The 13,786-nt window shown below is 34.0% G+C and carries 12 protein-coding genes and 1 tRNA gene; 7 read left to right on the forward strand and 6 right to left on the reverse strand.

All coding sequences use genetic code 11. The annotated features are described in order from the left end of the window. Window positions 1-157: 157 nt before the first annotated feature. From B0A65_RS03395 to B0A65_RS03410, 4 genes are all read left to right on the forward strand, one after another. Window positions 158-1,108, forward strand: a complete 951-nt coding sequence (locus tag B0A65_RS03395) for a serine hydrolase domain-containing protein (RefSeq protein WP_089069605.1) — start codon at window positions 158-160, stop codon at window positions 1,106-1,108. 35 nt (window positions 1,109-1,143) lie between these two features. Continuing rightward, complete coding sequence (locus tag B0A65_RS03400) at window positions 1,144-1,683, forward strand: GNAT family N-acetyltransferase (RefSeq protein ID WP_074659302.1); 540 nt, start codon at window positions 1,144-1,146, stop codon at window positions 1,681-1,683. A gap of 762 nt (window positions 1,684-2,445) precedes the next feature. Continuing rightward, a complete protein-coding gene (locus tag B0A65_RS23440) occupies window positions 2,446-3,198 on the forward strand; it encodes a helix-turn-helix domain-containing protein (protein ID WP_242670217.1) in 753 nt (250 codons plus the stop codon). A 245-nt stretch (window positions 3,199-3,443) separates the two neighbouring features. Continuing rightward, the gene (locus tag B0A65_RS03410) at window positions 3,444-4,151 is read left to right on the forward strand and encodes an aspartyl protease family protein (protein WP_207556405.1); all 708 of its coding nucleotides are present in this window, start codon (window positions 3,444-3,446) and stop codon (window positions 4,149-4,151) included. A 141-nt stretch (window positions 4,152-4,292) separates the two neighbouring features. Here B0A65_RS03410 and B0A65_RS03415 read toward each other — a convergent pair. The 3 genes from B0A65_RS03415 to B0A65_RS03425 all read right to left on the reverse strand — a co-directional run bounded on the left by B0A65_RS03415 (window position 4,293) and on the right by B0A65_RS03425 (window position 6,681). Then, window positions 4,293-4,370: transfer RNA gene (locus B0A65_RS03415), tRNA-Val, on the reverse strand. Between the two features lie 161 nt (window positions 4,371-4,531). Continuing rightward, window positions 4,532-5,338 carry a hypothetical protein gene (locus B0A65_RS03420; RefSeq protein ID WP_074659305.1) on the reverse strand — a complete coding sequence of 269 codons (807 nt, stop codon included), beginning with the start codon at window positions 5,336-5,338 and terminating at the stop codon, window positions 4,532-4,534. A gap of 116 nt (window positions 5,339-5,454) precedes the next feature. Further along, window positions 5,455-6,681, reverse strand: a complete 1,227-nt coding sequence (locus B0A65_RS03425) for a bifunctional folylpolyglutamate synthase/dihydrofolate synthase (RefSeq protein ID WP_074659306.1) — start codon at window positions 6,679-6,681, stop codon at window positions 5,455-5,457. 131 nt (window positions 6,682-6,812) lie between these two features. Here B0A65_RS03425 and B0A65_RS03430 point away from each other — a divergent pair, with 131 nt between their 5' ends. After that, the gene (locus B0A65_RS03430; protein ID WP_074659307.1) at window positions 6,813-7,508 is read left to right on the forward strand and encodes a MotA/TolQ/ExbB proton channel family protein; all 696 of its coding nucleotides are present in this window, start codon (window positions 6,813-6,815) and stop codon (window positions 7,506-7,508) included. Between the two features lie 3 nt (window positions 7,509-7,511). Next, window positions 7,512-7,907 (forward strand): ExbD/TolR family protein, encoded by a 396-nt coding sequence (locus tag B0A65_RS03435; protein ID WP_056189070.1) that lies wholly within the window; start codon window positions 7,512-7,514, stop codon window positions 7,905-7,907. 1,018 nt (window positions 7,908-8,925) lie between these two features. Here the strand turns inward: B0A65_RS03435 and B0A65_RS03440 are convergent. The 3 genes from B0A65_RS03440 to B0A65_RS03450 form a co-directional block, all read right to left on the reverse strand. Continuing rightward, window positions 8,926-9,828, reverse strand: a complete 903-nt coding sequence (locus tag B0A65_RS03440; RefSeq protein WP_074659308.1) for an energy transducer TonB family protein — start codon at window positions 9,826-9,828, stop codon at window positions 8,926-8,928. Window positions 9,829-10,121: 293 nt separating this feature from the next. Beyond that, on the reverse strand, window positions 10,122-11,348 hold the full coding sequence (locus B0A65_RS03445) for a Glu/Leu/Phe/Val dehydrogenase dimerization domain-containing protein (RefSeq protein WP_074659309.1): 1,227 nt from the start codon (window positions 11,346-11,348) through the stop codon (window positions 10,122-10,124). Between the two features lie 142 nt (window positions 11,349-11,490). Beyond that, window positions 11,491-12,066 (reverse strand): chalcone isomerase family protein, encoded by a 576-nt coding sequence (locus tag B0A65_RS03450; protein ID WP_074659310.1) that lies wholly within the window; start codon window positions 12,064-12,066, stop codon window positions 11,491-11,493. Window positions 12,067-12,552: 486 nt separating this feature from the next. On the opposite strand from B0A65_RS03450, the gene B0A65_RS03455 reads away from it, so the two are divergent. Next, window positions 12,553-13,695: an acyl-CoA dehydrogenase gene (locus tag B0A65_RS03455; protein ID WP_074659311.1), complete on the forward strand. Its 1,143-nt coding sequence runs from the start codon at window positions 12,553-12,555 to the stop codon at window positions 13,693-13,695. Window positions 13,696-13,786 lie beyond the last annotated feature (91 nt).

A 13,786-nucleotide genomic window follows, 5' to 3' on the forward strand; every position in this document is an offset into this window, starting at 1 on the left:
TAAGGTATAAAACGGCAGTTGACCAAATTTTATAAAGAAAGCAAGAAATTAAACGATGCGCTATAACAAACAATTATTCTCAATTTTCACTGTTGTATTACTTCTCACAAATAACATATTTGCTCAAACTAAGCAAATAAAACAAATTGACTCTTTAATGAAATGGTCAAGCCAAATTGGAGTTTTTAATGGAAATGTACTTGTTTCAAAAAATAATAAAATAATATACAACACTTCATTTGGATTTACTGACGCAACAAAAACAAATAAATTAACTTCTGACTACAGATTTAATATTGGTTCTATTACCAAAGAATTTAGTGCGGTTGCTTTACTCCAATTGCAAGAACAAGGAAAACTCAAATTGGAGGATAAGGTTTCTAAATTTATTCCCGAATTACCAAAATGGGCAAATGAGGTTAGGATTGAAGATTTATTGCAATACACAAGCGGAATACCTAATGTAAATTGGAAAATCATTAAAAATGACAAAGATCTTTTTGATGGTTTAATGGGCATTGACACACTCGATTTTAAACCTGGTACAAATTACGATTATAACAATAATAATATTTTTTTAAGACAGTTTGTCGTTGGACGAATAACAGGGATATCTTTTAAAACCTATGCAGAAACATTCATCTTTGAACCTTGCAAAATGTATACCGCTAAATTGACTCCTTTAGAAGAGCAAGAAAACATAGCTAAAGGATTTAATAATAATTTAGTTCCGGACAAAAATGATTTACCAATAACGGGAGGAACTTATCTCACAACGATTGATTTATTAAAATGGGCAAATTGTCTTCACAACAATAAAGTAATTACTAAAAAATCACTTTACAAATTAGGTCAGCAGTTTGATTTGCCCGATACTCAATCGGCATTGGGACAGGCAAAATATAAAAATGGAAAGTTAATTGAACATCTACACGACGGAAGAGCTGGAAATTATGAAGCAATTTTAGTTTCCGATATTGAAGAAAAATTTACAATAATTCTATTAGATAACAATTATAACGGAAAAGTTTTTGAAATCTCAGATGCGATTATAGCAATATTGAAAGATCAAAATTTTAACCTTCCAAAGAAAATAATTGAAAAATAATGATCACCTGGCAAAAACGGATATTTAAATAACAAATGAACAACATAAATTTAAAAACGGAAAGGTTGAATTTAAGACCAGTTTCGGAAGAAGATATTAGTAATATTCATAAATTACATAGTTTGGGGGAAACGGACAAGTTTAATACTTTAGGAATTCCAAATAACATAACTGAAACAAGAATTATTGTAGAGAAATGGATTTCTGATAATAATTTAGAAAATAACAAAAGCTACACATTTGTGGTTGAGTTAAGTGAAGGAAAAGAATTTATAGGATTAATTGCAATTAACTTAGGGAAAGAGAAATACAAAAATGCAGAAGTTTGGTTTAAGTTCGATTTCAAATTTTGGAACAAAGGTTTTGCAACAGAGAGTCTGAGAAAAATTATTGATTTTGGTTTCCAAAATTTAAAACTTCATAGAATTGAAGCAGGTTGTGCAATTGAAAATATTGGTTCATTAAGTGTTTTAGAGAAAGTTGGAATGATTCGAGAAGCACATACAAGGCAATTATTGCCACTAAAATCAGGATGGTCTGATCATTACGGTTATGCCATTTTATCAACTGATTAAGAAATGAATTTTTGCTGCTCCACAGCTTTTCGTCTTGATTCCTAACTAACATTTATGCGTAATATTTGATAATCCACAGGTTTTCGTATTGATCCCGGATTTGCAATCCGTGCCCGCAACAGCGAGTCACAAGAAAATATAGCATAAAAAAAAACTCCTTAATTTCTTAAGGAGTTTTTTGGTGGCCCTTACGAACCTGTTTACGAACCATTTTATGCAGGATTTGAAGAAGCTTTCAAGCAAGTAGTTTTAAGTAAAACTGATTAGGAGATATTTCATATCTTAGCCTGTCAGAAAAGACTATTTTTAGTCATAATATAAAAATTAAGAGAGTAAAAAAATAAAATTGCTTAAATGGATAGTTTCAATTTTCTAAAAACCATCGCAATAATTTCTGTATTTATTTTATTTCTTCTTGTTGTTTTTTTATTGACAGCCGAATCCAATAAAAAACTATCAAATCGACTTTTTGCAGGCTACCTCATTCTTACTGCTGTTGATGCCAGCGGGGCTTTTATTTCCAACACTATTATTTCCATTCACACAAGTATAGAAGTTTTTAGATGGACCATGATTTTATTGAATATCCCTCTCTTTTATGTATATGTGTTGTCCCTTTGTTATGAAGATTTTCAATTGAAAACAAAATATTTACTGCACTGCATTCCATTTGTGGTCCTTAACTTAATTTTAGTTTTTAGAATCTATTCAAATGAATTCGATCAAAGATTTTTTTTCAGACATCATTCCGAAACTGCTGAAATGATAATTTTTCAAATTATGATTGAAGTGCAATATTTTTTATACGTTATAATGATCGTTTCGTTATTGAAAAAGTATAAAAAAATCTATCTCGAAAATAATTCGTTTTCTACTAATTTCATTTATAAATGGCTATTTCAAATAACAATTGTATTTGCAATAGTTCACTATTTTGGGACTTTTAAAAATATTCTAAGATATACAGATTATCATCAACTTTTGATATTTGTTAACGGCTTTTTAGAAATCATTGCATTGATAGCAATAAGTTGGTTTGTTTTACAATCGCTTAAATATTCAGAATTTTTTAAAGGAATAACTTCTGAATTAAAATTAGTAAAAGGCTTTACCAAAACACATATTCAGAAAACCTTAATTCAGGAAGAAAAGAATAATCATAATATTATCAATTTTCAAGTTGAAATGCTAAAGAAATATATGATTGAAAAAAAACCTTATTTAGATCCATCACTTTCATTGCAAAATTTGGCTTCACAAATAAATATGCCAGCCCGTGAATTATCGATTTTGGTTAATTCAAATATGAATATGCGCTTTTTTGATTTTGTAAATCAATATCGTATTGAAAATGCAATGGAATTATTACAAAATCATTCTAAAAGCGATTTAACGGCTTTAGAAATTCTGTACAAAGTAGGTTTTAATTCAAAATCATCATTTAATACTGCTTTTAAAAAACATACTTCTTTGACACCTAGTGAATATAGAAAAACTCATTCTAAAATTGATTAGATAAAATTATTGATTATTTGGTTCGACTTCATGAAATCGGTCGTTTTGCAACAAATAATAAATCAAATTTGCTCCCTATTAACAAAGATAATATTGTCTAAACGGGATAATGCTGAAAACCAAATTTAGAGTAAGCAAAAAGAATTATGAAAACAAAAAAAACAGTATTTAGTCTGCTGTTCGCGTGCATTGCCATTTCCAGTTTTGCGCAAGACACCATTCAACTTAAAGCGTATGTTGAAAACATGAAAACAATAGATGTTTTTATTGATGGGAAAAAATATAATTTTCTCTTTGATACTGGTGGGGCTGATACGTTCATTTCTCCGGAGATTGCAAAATCTTTAAATAAAGAAATATATGGTTGTATAACAGGGTTTAGGATGAGCGGAGAGATAATTAAGGCAAAAAAAGCAAATGATATTGCACTCACAATAGGTAAAACAAATTTATTTCATAAAACAGTGAGTGTTTGGGATTTGATGACTATTCTTCCTAAAGATTTTCCAAGAATTGACGGCATTATATCTCTTAAATCCTTTGAGAGAAATGTTCTGACAATTGATCTTTCTAAAAGTATTGTAATTGTCGAAAATAAAAATTCTGCTAAAAAAAAGGTAAAAGGAAAATTGCCTATAAAAACGAGATTTGCAAACGGTCTGGAAGGATCAGAGCTGAATATATTTTTTGGAATACCAAAGGATAAAAATCTTTATTGGTTTCTTTTTGATTCAGGAAACAGCGGTCCGCTACTTATTTCACAAGAAAGTGCTGAAATTTGGAAAGTGCAAAATGAAAAAAATCAGGAATCAGAATTTATTATTGGCGAAAAAAAGCTTAGAATAAAACCTTTCGTCAGAGACATAATTTATGATGGGGTTCTCAATTTCGAAGCAATTAGTAATTATGTTTTTACAATTGATTTAAAAAACAAAGAAGTTTGGGTTAATTAAAAATCGATTGTTTAAAACCTTAAGTTCTTCGAATCACTAATCCATGCGGATTTAGGCACTGATGAATATTCTAAAAGTTCTAAGGTAACTTTCGAACCAAAAAAAACTCCAAAATCAAATGACTTTGGAGTTTTTAGAAATTGGTGGGCGATGAGGGGTTCGAACCCCCGACCCCCTCGGTGTAAACGAGGTGCTCTGAACCAGCTGAGCTAATCGCCCTATTTTACTAGGTTGCTATCATTTCGTGATTGCGAGTGCAAATATACGCTAGTTTTCGAGTTCTGCAAAGAAAACACACTAAAAATTTAAAGTTTTTTTAATGTGTTTTCTATCTTGTTGGGGTAGAATTTGTTATGATCGTAATTTTTTAGGTTAAATTTCTATTTTGATAGCGACGGAATGTTCCTGTAGATATAATCGCTGTGTTTTCCGGTAAAAGATTTTTCTAATTCATCAAAAAAGGCATCAGCATCTTTCTCATTTGGCCAGGTCGATTTGATCAATTCATCTATTTTTTCGCCTGATTTTTCTAAATCGGCCATTGAATCAAAGAAAAAAGCCTCCATGAAATCAGTACTGTTGGCGCCCCAGGAATGGCGAAACGGATAATAGGCTTTTATGTAAGGATCTTTGAAAGTTATTTTTTCATTGAATTCTTTTACGTTTTTTCCTTTTCCCGCCATGTTCATCTGAGATTTTCGGATGTAAACAATCATAGGTTTTTTGGTTTGGTCTTTATAAGGGATTTCACCAATAGAAGTAATACTTTGGTAGATTTCGTCTGAATGAACCGGAGTGTAGAATTTATCATATTTTTCAAAAAAGGCAGTTCTGGCTTTTTCGTCCGGCCATGCTTTTTTGATTAGTTCATCGCTTACCGCATTTGCTTTTTCAATGTCTTCCCAGGTTTTGTAAACGTTAACCAAGATAACTTCGGTATTGTCGTCTGTGTAATAATGGGTCATTAGTTCTGAACCAATGATGAGGTCGTTTTTGCTGGTTACTTTATCAAAGTATTCCTGTTCAGCTGCTTTCCAGTCTTTTGCTTTGGCATCCATGCTTCGATGCTGAGTGGTCATCGTAATAAAAACCGGTTTTGGTTTTTCTTGTTTTTCTTGTGCGTGTCCAATGACGCACGCCAGGGTCATCCATAGAACGAGCCCCAGAAGTGTACTTCTTGTTTTCATGATTAAATTTGTATTGGTTATTAAAAAAACTAAACAAATTTAATGTATTAAAAATCAGGTGGTTATGATTTTGTTCGGAATTTTTAAACGCCAATTTCTCAAAAAAACAAATCTTCTTATTTTAAAGGGAGTTCCGCCACAACAAAGGTGCTTCCGCCTACATAAATGAAATCATCTTTCGTAGCATTTTTCTTAGCATTAAAAAATGCAGTTTTAACCGAATCGTATTCTTCACCCACTAAATCATACTTTTTGGCTGTATCTTGCAGAATTTCAGTGCTTAATCCCCTTAAAGAATCGGGTCTGCAGAAATAATAACGCGCTTTTTTCGGGAAGAGTGGTAAAATAGAAGCCAGGTCCTTATCATTCACAACACCCAAAACAATATGTAAATTTTCAAAAGTCTCTTTCTGAATCTGATTCATCACAACCGCCAATCCGTGTTTGTTGTGTGCCGTGTCGCAAATGATTTTCGGATTTTCGCCAAGCTGTTGCCATCTGCCCTGCAAACCAGTATTTTTAACGACATTCAGTAAACCCGTTTTTAGAGCTGTATCTAAAACTTTAAAACTAGTTGTAGCGTTCAAAATAGCGATTGTCTGTTGAACGGTTTTCTTATTCTGAAATTGATAATCTCCAATTAAATCTGACGGAAAAACTTCTGAAATTAAATCAGATGCAAAATAAATAGGTGTTTTGTTTTCTTCGGCTTTAGCCAAAAATACAGGCTGCGTTTCCGGAGTATATTCTCCAATAACAACCGGAACATTTGGTTTTATAATTCCGGCTTTTTCTCCTGCAATTAATGCCGGAGTATGGCCTAAAAACTGCGTATGATCTAAATCGATGTTGGTAATGACTGAAATCAAAGGTGTGATAATATTCGTCGCATCAAGTCTTCCGCCCAAACCAACTTCAATAATCGCGATATCTGTTTTTTCTGAGGCAAAATAATCAAACGCCAAACCAACCGACATTTCAAAGAAACTCATATCATTGGCTTCAAAAAAGTTTTTGTGCTTTTCGATAAATTCAATCACAAAATCTTCTGAAATATCCTCACCGTTGATTTTGATTCTTTCCCTAAAATCTTTTAGATGAGGTGATGTGTACAAGCCTACTTTATATCCCGCTTCCTGCAATACAGAAGCCAGCATATGCGAAGTCGATCCTTTACCATTGGTTCCGGCAACGTGAATACATTTTAGCTGATTTTGTGGATTATCAAGATGTGCCGCCAATAGTTTAATATTGGTTAAATCTTCTTTGTATGCCGAAGCGCCTTGAAGTTGATACATCGGAAGTTGATTAAACATCCAGTTTGTGGTCTCTTGATAGTTCATTTATTTTGGATAAAATGGTTGCAAATTGAAATAATTTTCGATTTTTTTAGTTTTATAAGGGAGTGAAAATTATCTTTATTGCAAATTTCAAATATTTTTTACAATTAATTATTAAAAACCAGAATTAATATATGTTTAGTTTTATTCAACAACAAACAGATACCATTGCAAACGCCGCATCTAACGTAGTTATCGAAAAAATTGCACCAAATACCGAGATCTCAGTTTTAGGATTTATCTTAAAAGGAGGTTTTTTCCTGATTCCAATCGCTATCTTATTGTTTTACACTATATATGTCATTTTTGAGCGCTATTTGTACATCAGCAAAGCATCTAGAATTGACAGCCGATTAATGCAGGATGTGGGTGATAAACTAAACGCAGGAAATATTGAACTGGCCCGTACAATTGTAGAAAGAAGTGATACTGCTGCAGCAAATATTCTGAAAGAAGGTGTTTTAGTAATCGGAAGACCAATTGCTGAAATTGAATCCAACATGGACCGCGCTGCCGATATTGAAATTGGCGAAATGGAAAGACGTTTAGGGCATCTTGGACTTATTGCCGGTATCGCACCAACCTTAGGTTTCATCGGAACAATTTCCGGAGTTATCAAGATTTTCTACAGCATCTCCGTTACAGAAAATATTAGTATCGGAAACATTTCAGGTGGTTTATATGAAAAAATGATCAGTTCAGGTTCAGGATTAATTGTGGGTATTATCGCGTATAGCGCGTACCACTTATTGAACGGAAAAATTGATGATTTTGCTTTAAAAATTCAGAAACAGATTTTAGAATTTGTCAATATAATTCAAAGAGCATAAGCTATGTCTATTAAGAGAAAAAGAAGATTTCATGCCGAAGTGGCGACGTCATCCTTAAGTGATATTATGTTTTTCCTGCTGTTGTTTTTTCTTATTATTTCAACGCTTGCAAACCCTAATGTTATTAAAATGACTTTGCCAAAAGCGAAATCAAATGAAAAAACAAACAAACAGCTGATCAGCTTATCCGTTACCGAAGATAAAAAATTCTACATCGACAAAGAACCCGTTGATTTCGAAAATCTGGAAACCAGTTTAATGACTAAAATTGGAGCAGACAAGGATCAGACGGTTGTCGTTCGTATTCCGTTTAACCTTCAGGTACAAGATTTAGTTGATGTATTGCAGATAGGAGTAAAGAACAATTTGAAGTTTGTAATTGCTACAAGTCCGAAGTAAAATAAGCATTAGGGCGTGACCACAATAAAAAAATGGGCCAATCAGCATAAAGTTGATTCGCCCATTTTTTTATTGCGGTCGGGCTTTCGCTGCTACTGCGGTAGCTTAGCTCTATCCCTCACGCGGAGAAAAGAGAGTATAGAGTGTAGAGTATAGAGTATAGAGTATAGAAGAAAGAGTATAGAAGAAAGAGTATAGAAGATAGAGTATAGAAGAAAGAGTATAGAAGCAAGAAGCAAGAGGAAAGAAGCAAGAGGAAAGATTAATGTAGAAGTAACCACAAAGTATGTCATTGCGAGGAACGAAGCAACCTCACTACAATTGTAACGCAATCTTGTCATTTCTGCCGAAGGGAGAAATCACACAAGAAACTCCTCAAAGAGAAGTAGCCACAAAGTATGTCATTGCGAGGAACGAAGCAACCTCACTACAATTGTAACGCAATCTTGTCATTTCTGCCGAAGGGAGAAATCACACAAGCAACTCCTCAAAGAGAAGTAACCACAAAGCATGTCATTGCGAGGAACGAAGCAACCTCACTACAATTGTAACACAATCTTGTCATTTCTGCCGAAGGGAGAAATCACACAAGCAACTCCTCAAAGAGAAGTAACCACAAAGCATGTCATTGCGAGGAACGAAGCAACCTCACTAGGATTGTAACACAATCTTGTCATTCCGAGGAAAGAGGAATCCCCGCAATTAACTCCTCAAAGAGAAGTAACCACAAAGTATGTCATTGCGAGGAACGAAGCAACCTCACTATAATTGTAACGCAATCTTGTCATTCCGAGGAACGAGGAATCCCCGCAAGTAACTCCGCAAAGAGAAGTAACCACAAAGTATGTCATTGCGAGGAACGAAGCAACCTCACTAGAATTGTAACGCAATCTTGTCATTCCGAGGAACGAGGAATGACAAACTAAACGAATATACATAAAAAAGGCTTTCTGAAATATTCAGAAAGCCTTTTTTATGTGTAATTATAATTCGTGTAAATCCGTGAAATCCGTGTTTTTTAATTTAAACTAAAATTATAAATAATCTTACCCGTTTGTTTTACCGGAGCATTATCATCCGGCGCCCATTTGGTATTCATCGCTGCGATTCTGGCCTGATCTAATAAACAACTTGCTGTATTCGTTGTTCCTTTAATTCCGGCAGTCGCACTTATTGTTTTTCCGTTTTGGTCAACAGTAACTTCAACGACTACTTTTCCTTCTTCGTTACAAGTATATTTTGGTGCAGGTTTCGATAAAGCTTTTCTGTTTCCAAGAGAATATCCCGATCCTCCGCCAGAACCTCCGCCGCTTCCGGCTCCGTAACCGCTTCCGGTACCAATACCATTTCCGGTTCCGTTTCCACCGCCTGTGCCGCCACCGGAACCACCGCTACCGTAATAACCGTTAGAACCCAAACTTCCGTTTGCTTTTCCTTTGTTTCCTGCCACTTTATCATCACCGTCTCCACCTTTGTTGGATCCTTTCATAATGCTTGATAGAGCATCGTTGGTAGAATTTGAAACTTTAGGTTTCTCAGGAACTGGTTTTGTTACCGGTTTTTCAACAGGAGTTGGTTTTTTAGGTTTTTCCTTTACGGGAATAACGACGTCATTAACATCGTCTGCTGTGTTTTCTTGTGTAATAATTGCTTCGTCCGGAGTTGCTTTTGCAGGAGTCGCTTTTGCCTGGTTTTTTACATCTAAAACTTCGCTTTTGTAATTGGCTCCAGAACCTAAATCGCTGTCGCCAAAATTCACGGTCACGCCACCGCCGCCACCACCTTCAGCAAGTGCTACGTTGTTTTCCGGGTTGTATGGAGGCCAAAAGCGTATAAAAAACAGCAATATTAAAATGACTGCATATATCGCTGTGGTGAGTAGTAGAGATTTCTTTTGATCTGAAGAAATAGTGGAACTCATTATGATTCTGAATTTTGTATTGTATCGTATTAAAAACGTTTAAAAGTACTAAAAATTGTTTAGAATGAAAGGGCTTGAATAATTTTATGAAAAGCAGTTTTAGCTCGCAGATTTGGCAGATTGAGCAGATTTTTTAATTTTATATGAATCTGCGCAAATCTGCTTAAATCTATTTTTAATCTGCGTGAAATTCTAACCACAAGCCAAAATCTGCTCAATCTGCCAAATCTGCGAGAAACAAAAAAAACGAGTCAAAGATTATTTGACTCGTTTAGGATAAAAGCATAAATAAATTATACTAATTGTTTCAATGCAATTTCAAAAGCTGTTGCACTGATATTTGTTTTTGATGGATTCAAAGCATGAGCTTTTACAATCGCATTTTTTATAATTTCTGAAGTATCATTAAAAATTGCCTCATCCGTCATTTGCACTTTTTTCTCCATGAAATAAGCAAAAACTCTTGCCATTCCACAGTTTGAGATAAAATCAGGAATCAAACTTACTTTATGATCTACTTCTTCCATGATCGATCCGAAGAAAATTTCCTTGTCAGCAAAAGGAACATTTGCACCACATGAAATAACCTCTAATCCGTTTGCGATTAAGCTGTCAATTTGAGTTTGTTGTACCAATCTTGAAGCTGCACAAGGTGTGAAAATTTCAGCACCAATAGTCCAGATTTTAGAATTGATTTCTTCAAACGGAATCATATTCTCAGAAACTAATTTATTTCCGTCTTTATTTAAAAACAACGTTCTGATTTCTTCAAAAGAAAAACCTTCTTCGTTGATTAATCCTCCGTCACGATCAATAATTCCGATTACTTTGGCTCCCATTTCAGCTAAATAAAAAGCAGCAGCAGATCCAACATTTCCGAATCCCTGAACAATTGCTTTTTTACCTTTAATATCTCCACCATAAGTATTGTAGAAATGACGAACCGCCTCGGCCACGCCATAACCTGTAATCATATCAGCAACAGTATATTTTCTTGTTACATCTGGTGAAAATTTTGGGTTTTCGATAACCTTGATAACACCCTGACGCAATTGACCAATTCTATTGATTTTATCCGCTTCGGTTGGTTTGAAATGTCCGTTAAAAACACCTTCCTGCGGATGCCAGACACCACATTCTTCTGTCATCGGAATAACTTCATGAATTTCATCAACATTCAAATCACCACCAGTTCCGTAATAACTTTTTAACAAAGGCGAAACCGCTTTATACCAACGTTGCAAAACACCTTTTTTACGAGGATCGTTCGGGTCAAAATTAATTCCGGATTTAGCGCCTCCAATTGCAGGTCCGGAAACAGAAAATTTAACTTCCATTGTTTTAGCCAAAGAAAGAACTTCATTCATATCCAGGCCTTTTCTCATTCTTGTTCCACCTCCTGCGGCTCCTCCACGAAGTGAATTAATTACTGTCCAACCTTCTGCTTCTGTTTCAGAATCTTTCCAGTTAAAAACAATTTCAGGTTCTTTATTTTCAAATTGCTGTAATAAATCTTTCATTTTGTTGTGATATGTTTATTTTGCGTAAAAGTATAAAATAGAATAATGCGAATAATGTATTTTGTATCAATTTTATTTAAAGAAAAAAAGAAAGCCGAAAACATAACGCTTTCGGCTTTAAAATTTTATGAATGTTAGGAGATTATATTCCTAATAAATGCTTTTTTAAAGTTTCGTCAACTGGTTTGTCAGATAACCAGATTCCGAATAATGCTTTTTTGAAATCAAATCCTGTCACTTTTCCTTTTACAACATCATTTTTAATAACGTTGATGGTTTGGTCAAGTGGATTGTAAGCTAAAATAAAAACATCTTTTTCCGTGATAGCATCACTTAACATCGTTTTGAACTGCTCAATTCTCGGTCTTAATTCTTCCAGATTACTTCCTGCAGATTTTTCAAAACCAGTATTCATTGCTTTGGTCAATTTGTTTGAAGAAACCATAGAGGATGTAATCTCAATTCTGATCGCCATTTCAGTATCACTATCAATGATAAATTTTGGATCTTGGCTTAATTGTGATAAATACAAGGCCTGAACGTAAACTTCCAACCACATTTTTGATCTTCCGCCAGCACCATTTAATTGTAAAGTTTTGTTTTGGAAGTCAATTTTCCTGGGAACCGTTACGCCGTTAACTTCTAGTTGAGTTTGCGCGGAAACGGTTGAAAATTGTAAACTTAAAAGGAATGTAAGAACAAGTAAAATCTTTTTCATAAGCTGTCGATATAATAATTTTTAGGCAAAAATAATGTTAATTTCTTAATTTAGACTGGTTGTTGTCTATGTTTTTTCATGCCAATTTTTATTTTTTTTGAACGTATCAGATTAATAATCAAATTAGTAAGAGTAGTTTTACGTACAATTACCTGTTTTATGAACTGTTTAATCTTTTTTGGCCAAATAATTTACTAAAACTTTTTAGTAAAGCTGTTTTTATACGCAATTATATTCTTAAATTTTAAAGAAAAGATTGCAGGATTGATGCCTCTGCGTCTAAATTTCAGAATAATTACGAAAACGTTATCGTAATTGTTGCTGATCTATTAATTTTATATGCATGCATTGTTAATTTGAGTTTTAAAAATTATCTTTGGAAGCCCTTTAAAGGCAGAAATATCAAAAACCACAAAAACCAAATCATCTCTATTAACGAAGTTTTTTTGATTTTGGTTTCAAAAAACAATAAAATAAATTAAGACTATGGATTTCAATCTTACCGAAGAGCATTTAATGATTCAACAAGCCGCGAGAGACTTTGCTCAAAACGAATTGTTACCTGGAGTTATTGAACGCGATGAAAAACAAATTTTTCCAACAGAACAAGTGAAAAAAATGGGGCAATTAGGCTTCATGGGAATGATGGTTGATCCGAAATACGGAGGGAGCGGACTTGATGCTATTTCATATGTAATTGCAATGGAAGAAATTTCAAAAGTTGATGCTTCTGCTTCTGTTGTAATGTCAGTAAATAACTCTTTAGTTTGTTGGGGTTTACAAGAATTTGGAACGGAAGAACAAAAACAAAAATATTTACCAGGTCTTGCCTCGGGAGAAATTCACGGTGCCTTTTGCTTAAGTGAACCAGAAGCAGGAAGTGATGCCACTTCTCAAAAAACAACTGCTATTGATATGGGGGACCATTATTTAGTAAATGGAACAAAAAACTGGATTACAAACGGAAACACAGCTTCTGTTTATTTGGTAATTGCGCAAACGCATCCGGAGAAAAAACATAAAGGAATCAATGCTTTGATCATGACCAAAGATATGCCGGGTTTCTCAATTGGACCAAAAGAACAAAAAATGGGAATCCGTGGTTCTGATACACACTCTTTAATGTTTAGTGATGTAAAAGTTCCAAAAGAAAACAGAATTGGAGAAGACGGTTTCGGATTTAAATTCGCAATGAAAACGTTGGCTGGAGGTCGTATTGGAATTGCGTCTCAGGCGTTAGGAATTGCTTCTGGAGCATATGAATTGGCTTTGAATTATTCAAAAGTTCGTAAAGCTTTCGGAACAGAAATCTGCAATCATCAGGCAATTGCTTTCAAATTGGCCGACATGGCGGTTAATATCGAAGCGGCGCGTCATTTGTGTATGAAAGCAGCTTGGGATAAAGATCAGGGTAAAAACTACGACGTAAGTGGAGCCATGGCTAAATTATTCGCTTCGCAAGTAGCAATGGATACAGCTGTTGAAGCAGTTCAGATTCATGGTGGAAACGGTTACGTAAAAGAATATCACGTTGAACGTTTCATGCGTGATGCTAAAATTACTCAGATTTACGAAGGAACTTCTGAAATTCAAAAAATAGTAATTTCAAGATCAGTTATCGCAGGATAATTTTCTTCAAAAAAAAATAAATTAGCAAAACCCTTTTAGACTTTTCTGTCTGAAAGGGTTTTTTTGTTTGCTTCTAAATTTGGCTACCTTT

This window comes from Flavobacterium frigidimaris (assembly GCF_002217275.1).
Taxonomy (GTDB): Bacteria; Bacteroidota; Bacteroidia; order Flavobacteriales; family Flavobacteriaceae; genus Flavobacterium; species Flavobacterium aquidurense.

Excerpts from the sequence above, each read along its gene's own strand:
- B0A65_RS03440 (WP_074659308.1), bottom strand. The coding sequence starts at position 9,828 with ATGAGTTCCACTATTTCTTCAGATCAAAAGAAATCTCTACTACTCACC.
- B0A65_RS03400 (WP_074659302.1), top strand. The coding sequence starts at position 1,144 with ATGAACAACATAAATTTAAAAACGGAAAGGTTGAATTTAAGACCAGTT.
- B0A65_RS23440 (WP_242670217.1), top strand. The coding sequence starts at position 2,446 with ATGATAATTTTTCAAATTATGATTGAAGTGCAATATTTTTTATACGTT.
- B0A65_RS03455 (WP_074659311.1), top strand. The coding sequence starts at position 12,553 with ATGGATTTCAATCTTACCGAAGAGCATTTAATGATTCAACAAGCCGCG.
- B0A65_RS03420 (WP_074659305.1), bottom strand. The coding sequence starts at position 5,338 with ATGAAAACAAGAAGTACACTTCTGGGGCTCGTTCTATGGATGACCCTG.
- B0A65_RS03450 (WP_074659310.1), bottom strand. The coding sequence starts at position 12,066 with ATGAAAAAGATTTTACTTGTTCTTACATTCCTTTTAAGTTTACAATTT.
- B0A65_RS03435 (WP_056189070.1), top strand. The coding sequence starts at position 7,512 with ATGTCTATTAAGAGAAAAAGAAGATTTCATGCCGAAGTGGCGACGTCA.
- B0A65_RS03410 (WP_207556405.1), top strand. The coding sequence starts at position 3,444 with ATGAAAACAATAGATGTTTTTATTGATGGGAAAAAATATAATTTTCTC.
- B0A65_RS03425 (WP_074659306.1), bottom strand. The coding sequence starts at position 6,681 with ATGAACTATCAAGAGACCACAAACTGGATGTTTAATCAACTTCCGATG.
- B0A65_RS03395 (WP_089069605.1), top strand. The coding sequence starts at position 158 with ATGAAATGGTCAAGCCAAATTGGAGTTTTTAATGGAAATGTACTTGTT.
- B0A65_RS03430 (WP_074659307.1), top strand. The coding sequence starts at position 6,813 with ATGTTTAGTTTTATTCAACAACAAACAGATACCATTGCAAACGCCGCA.
- B0A65_RS03445 (WP_074659309.1), bottom strand. The coding sequence starts at position 11,348 with ATGAAAGATTTATTACAGCAATTTGAAAATAAAGAACCTGAAATTGTT.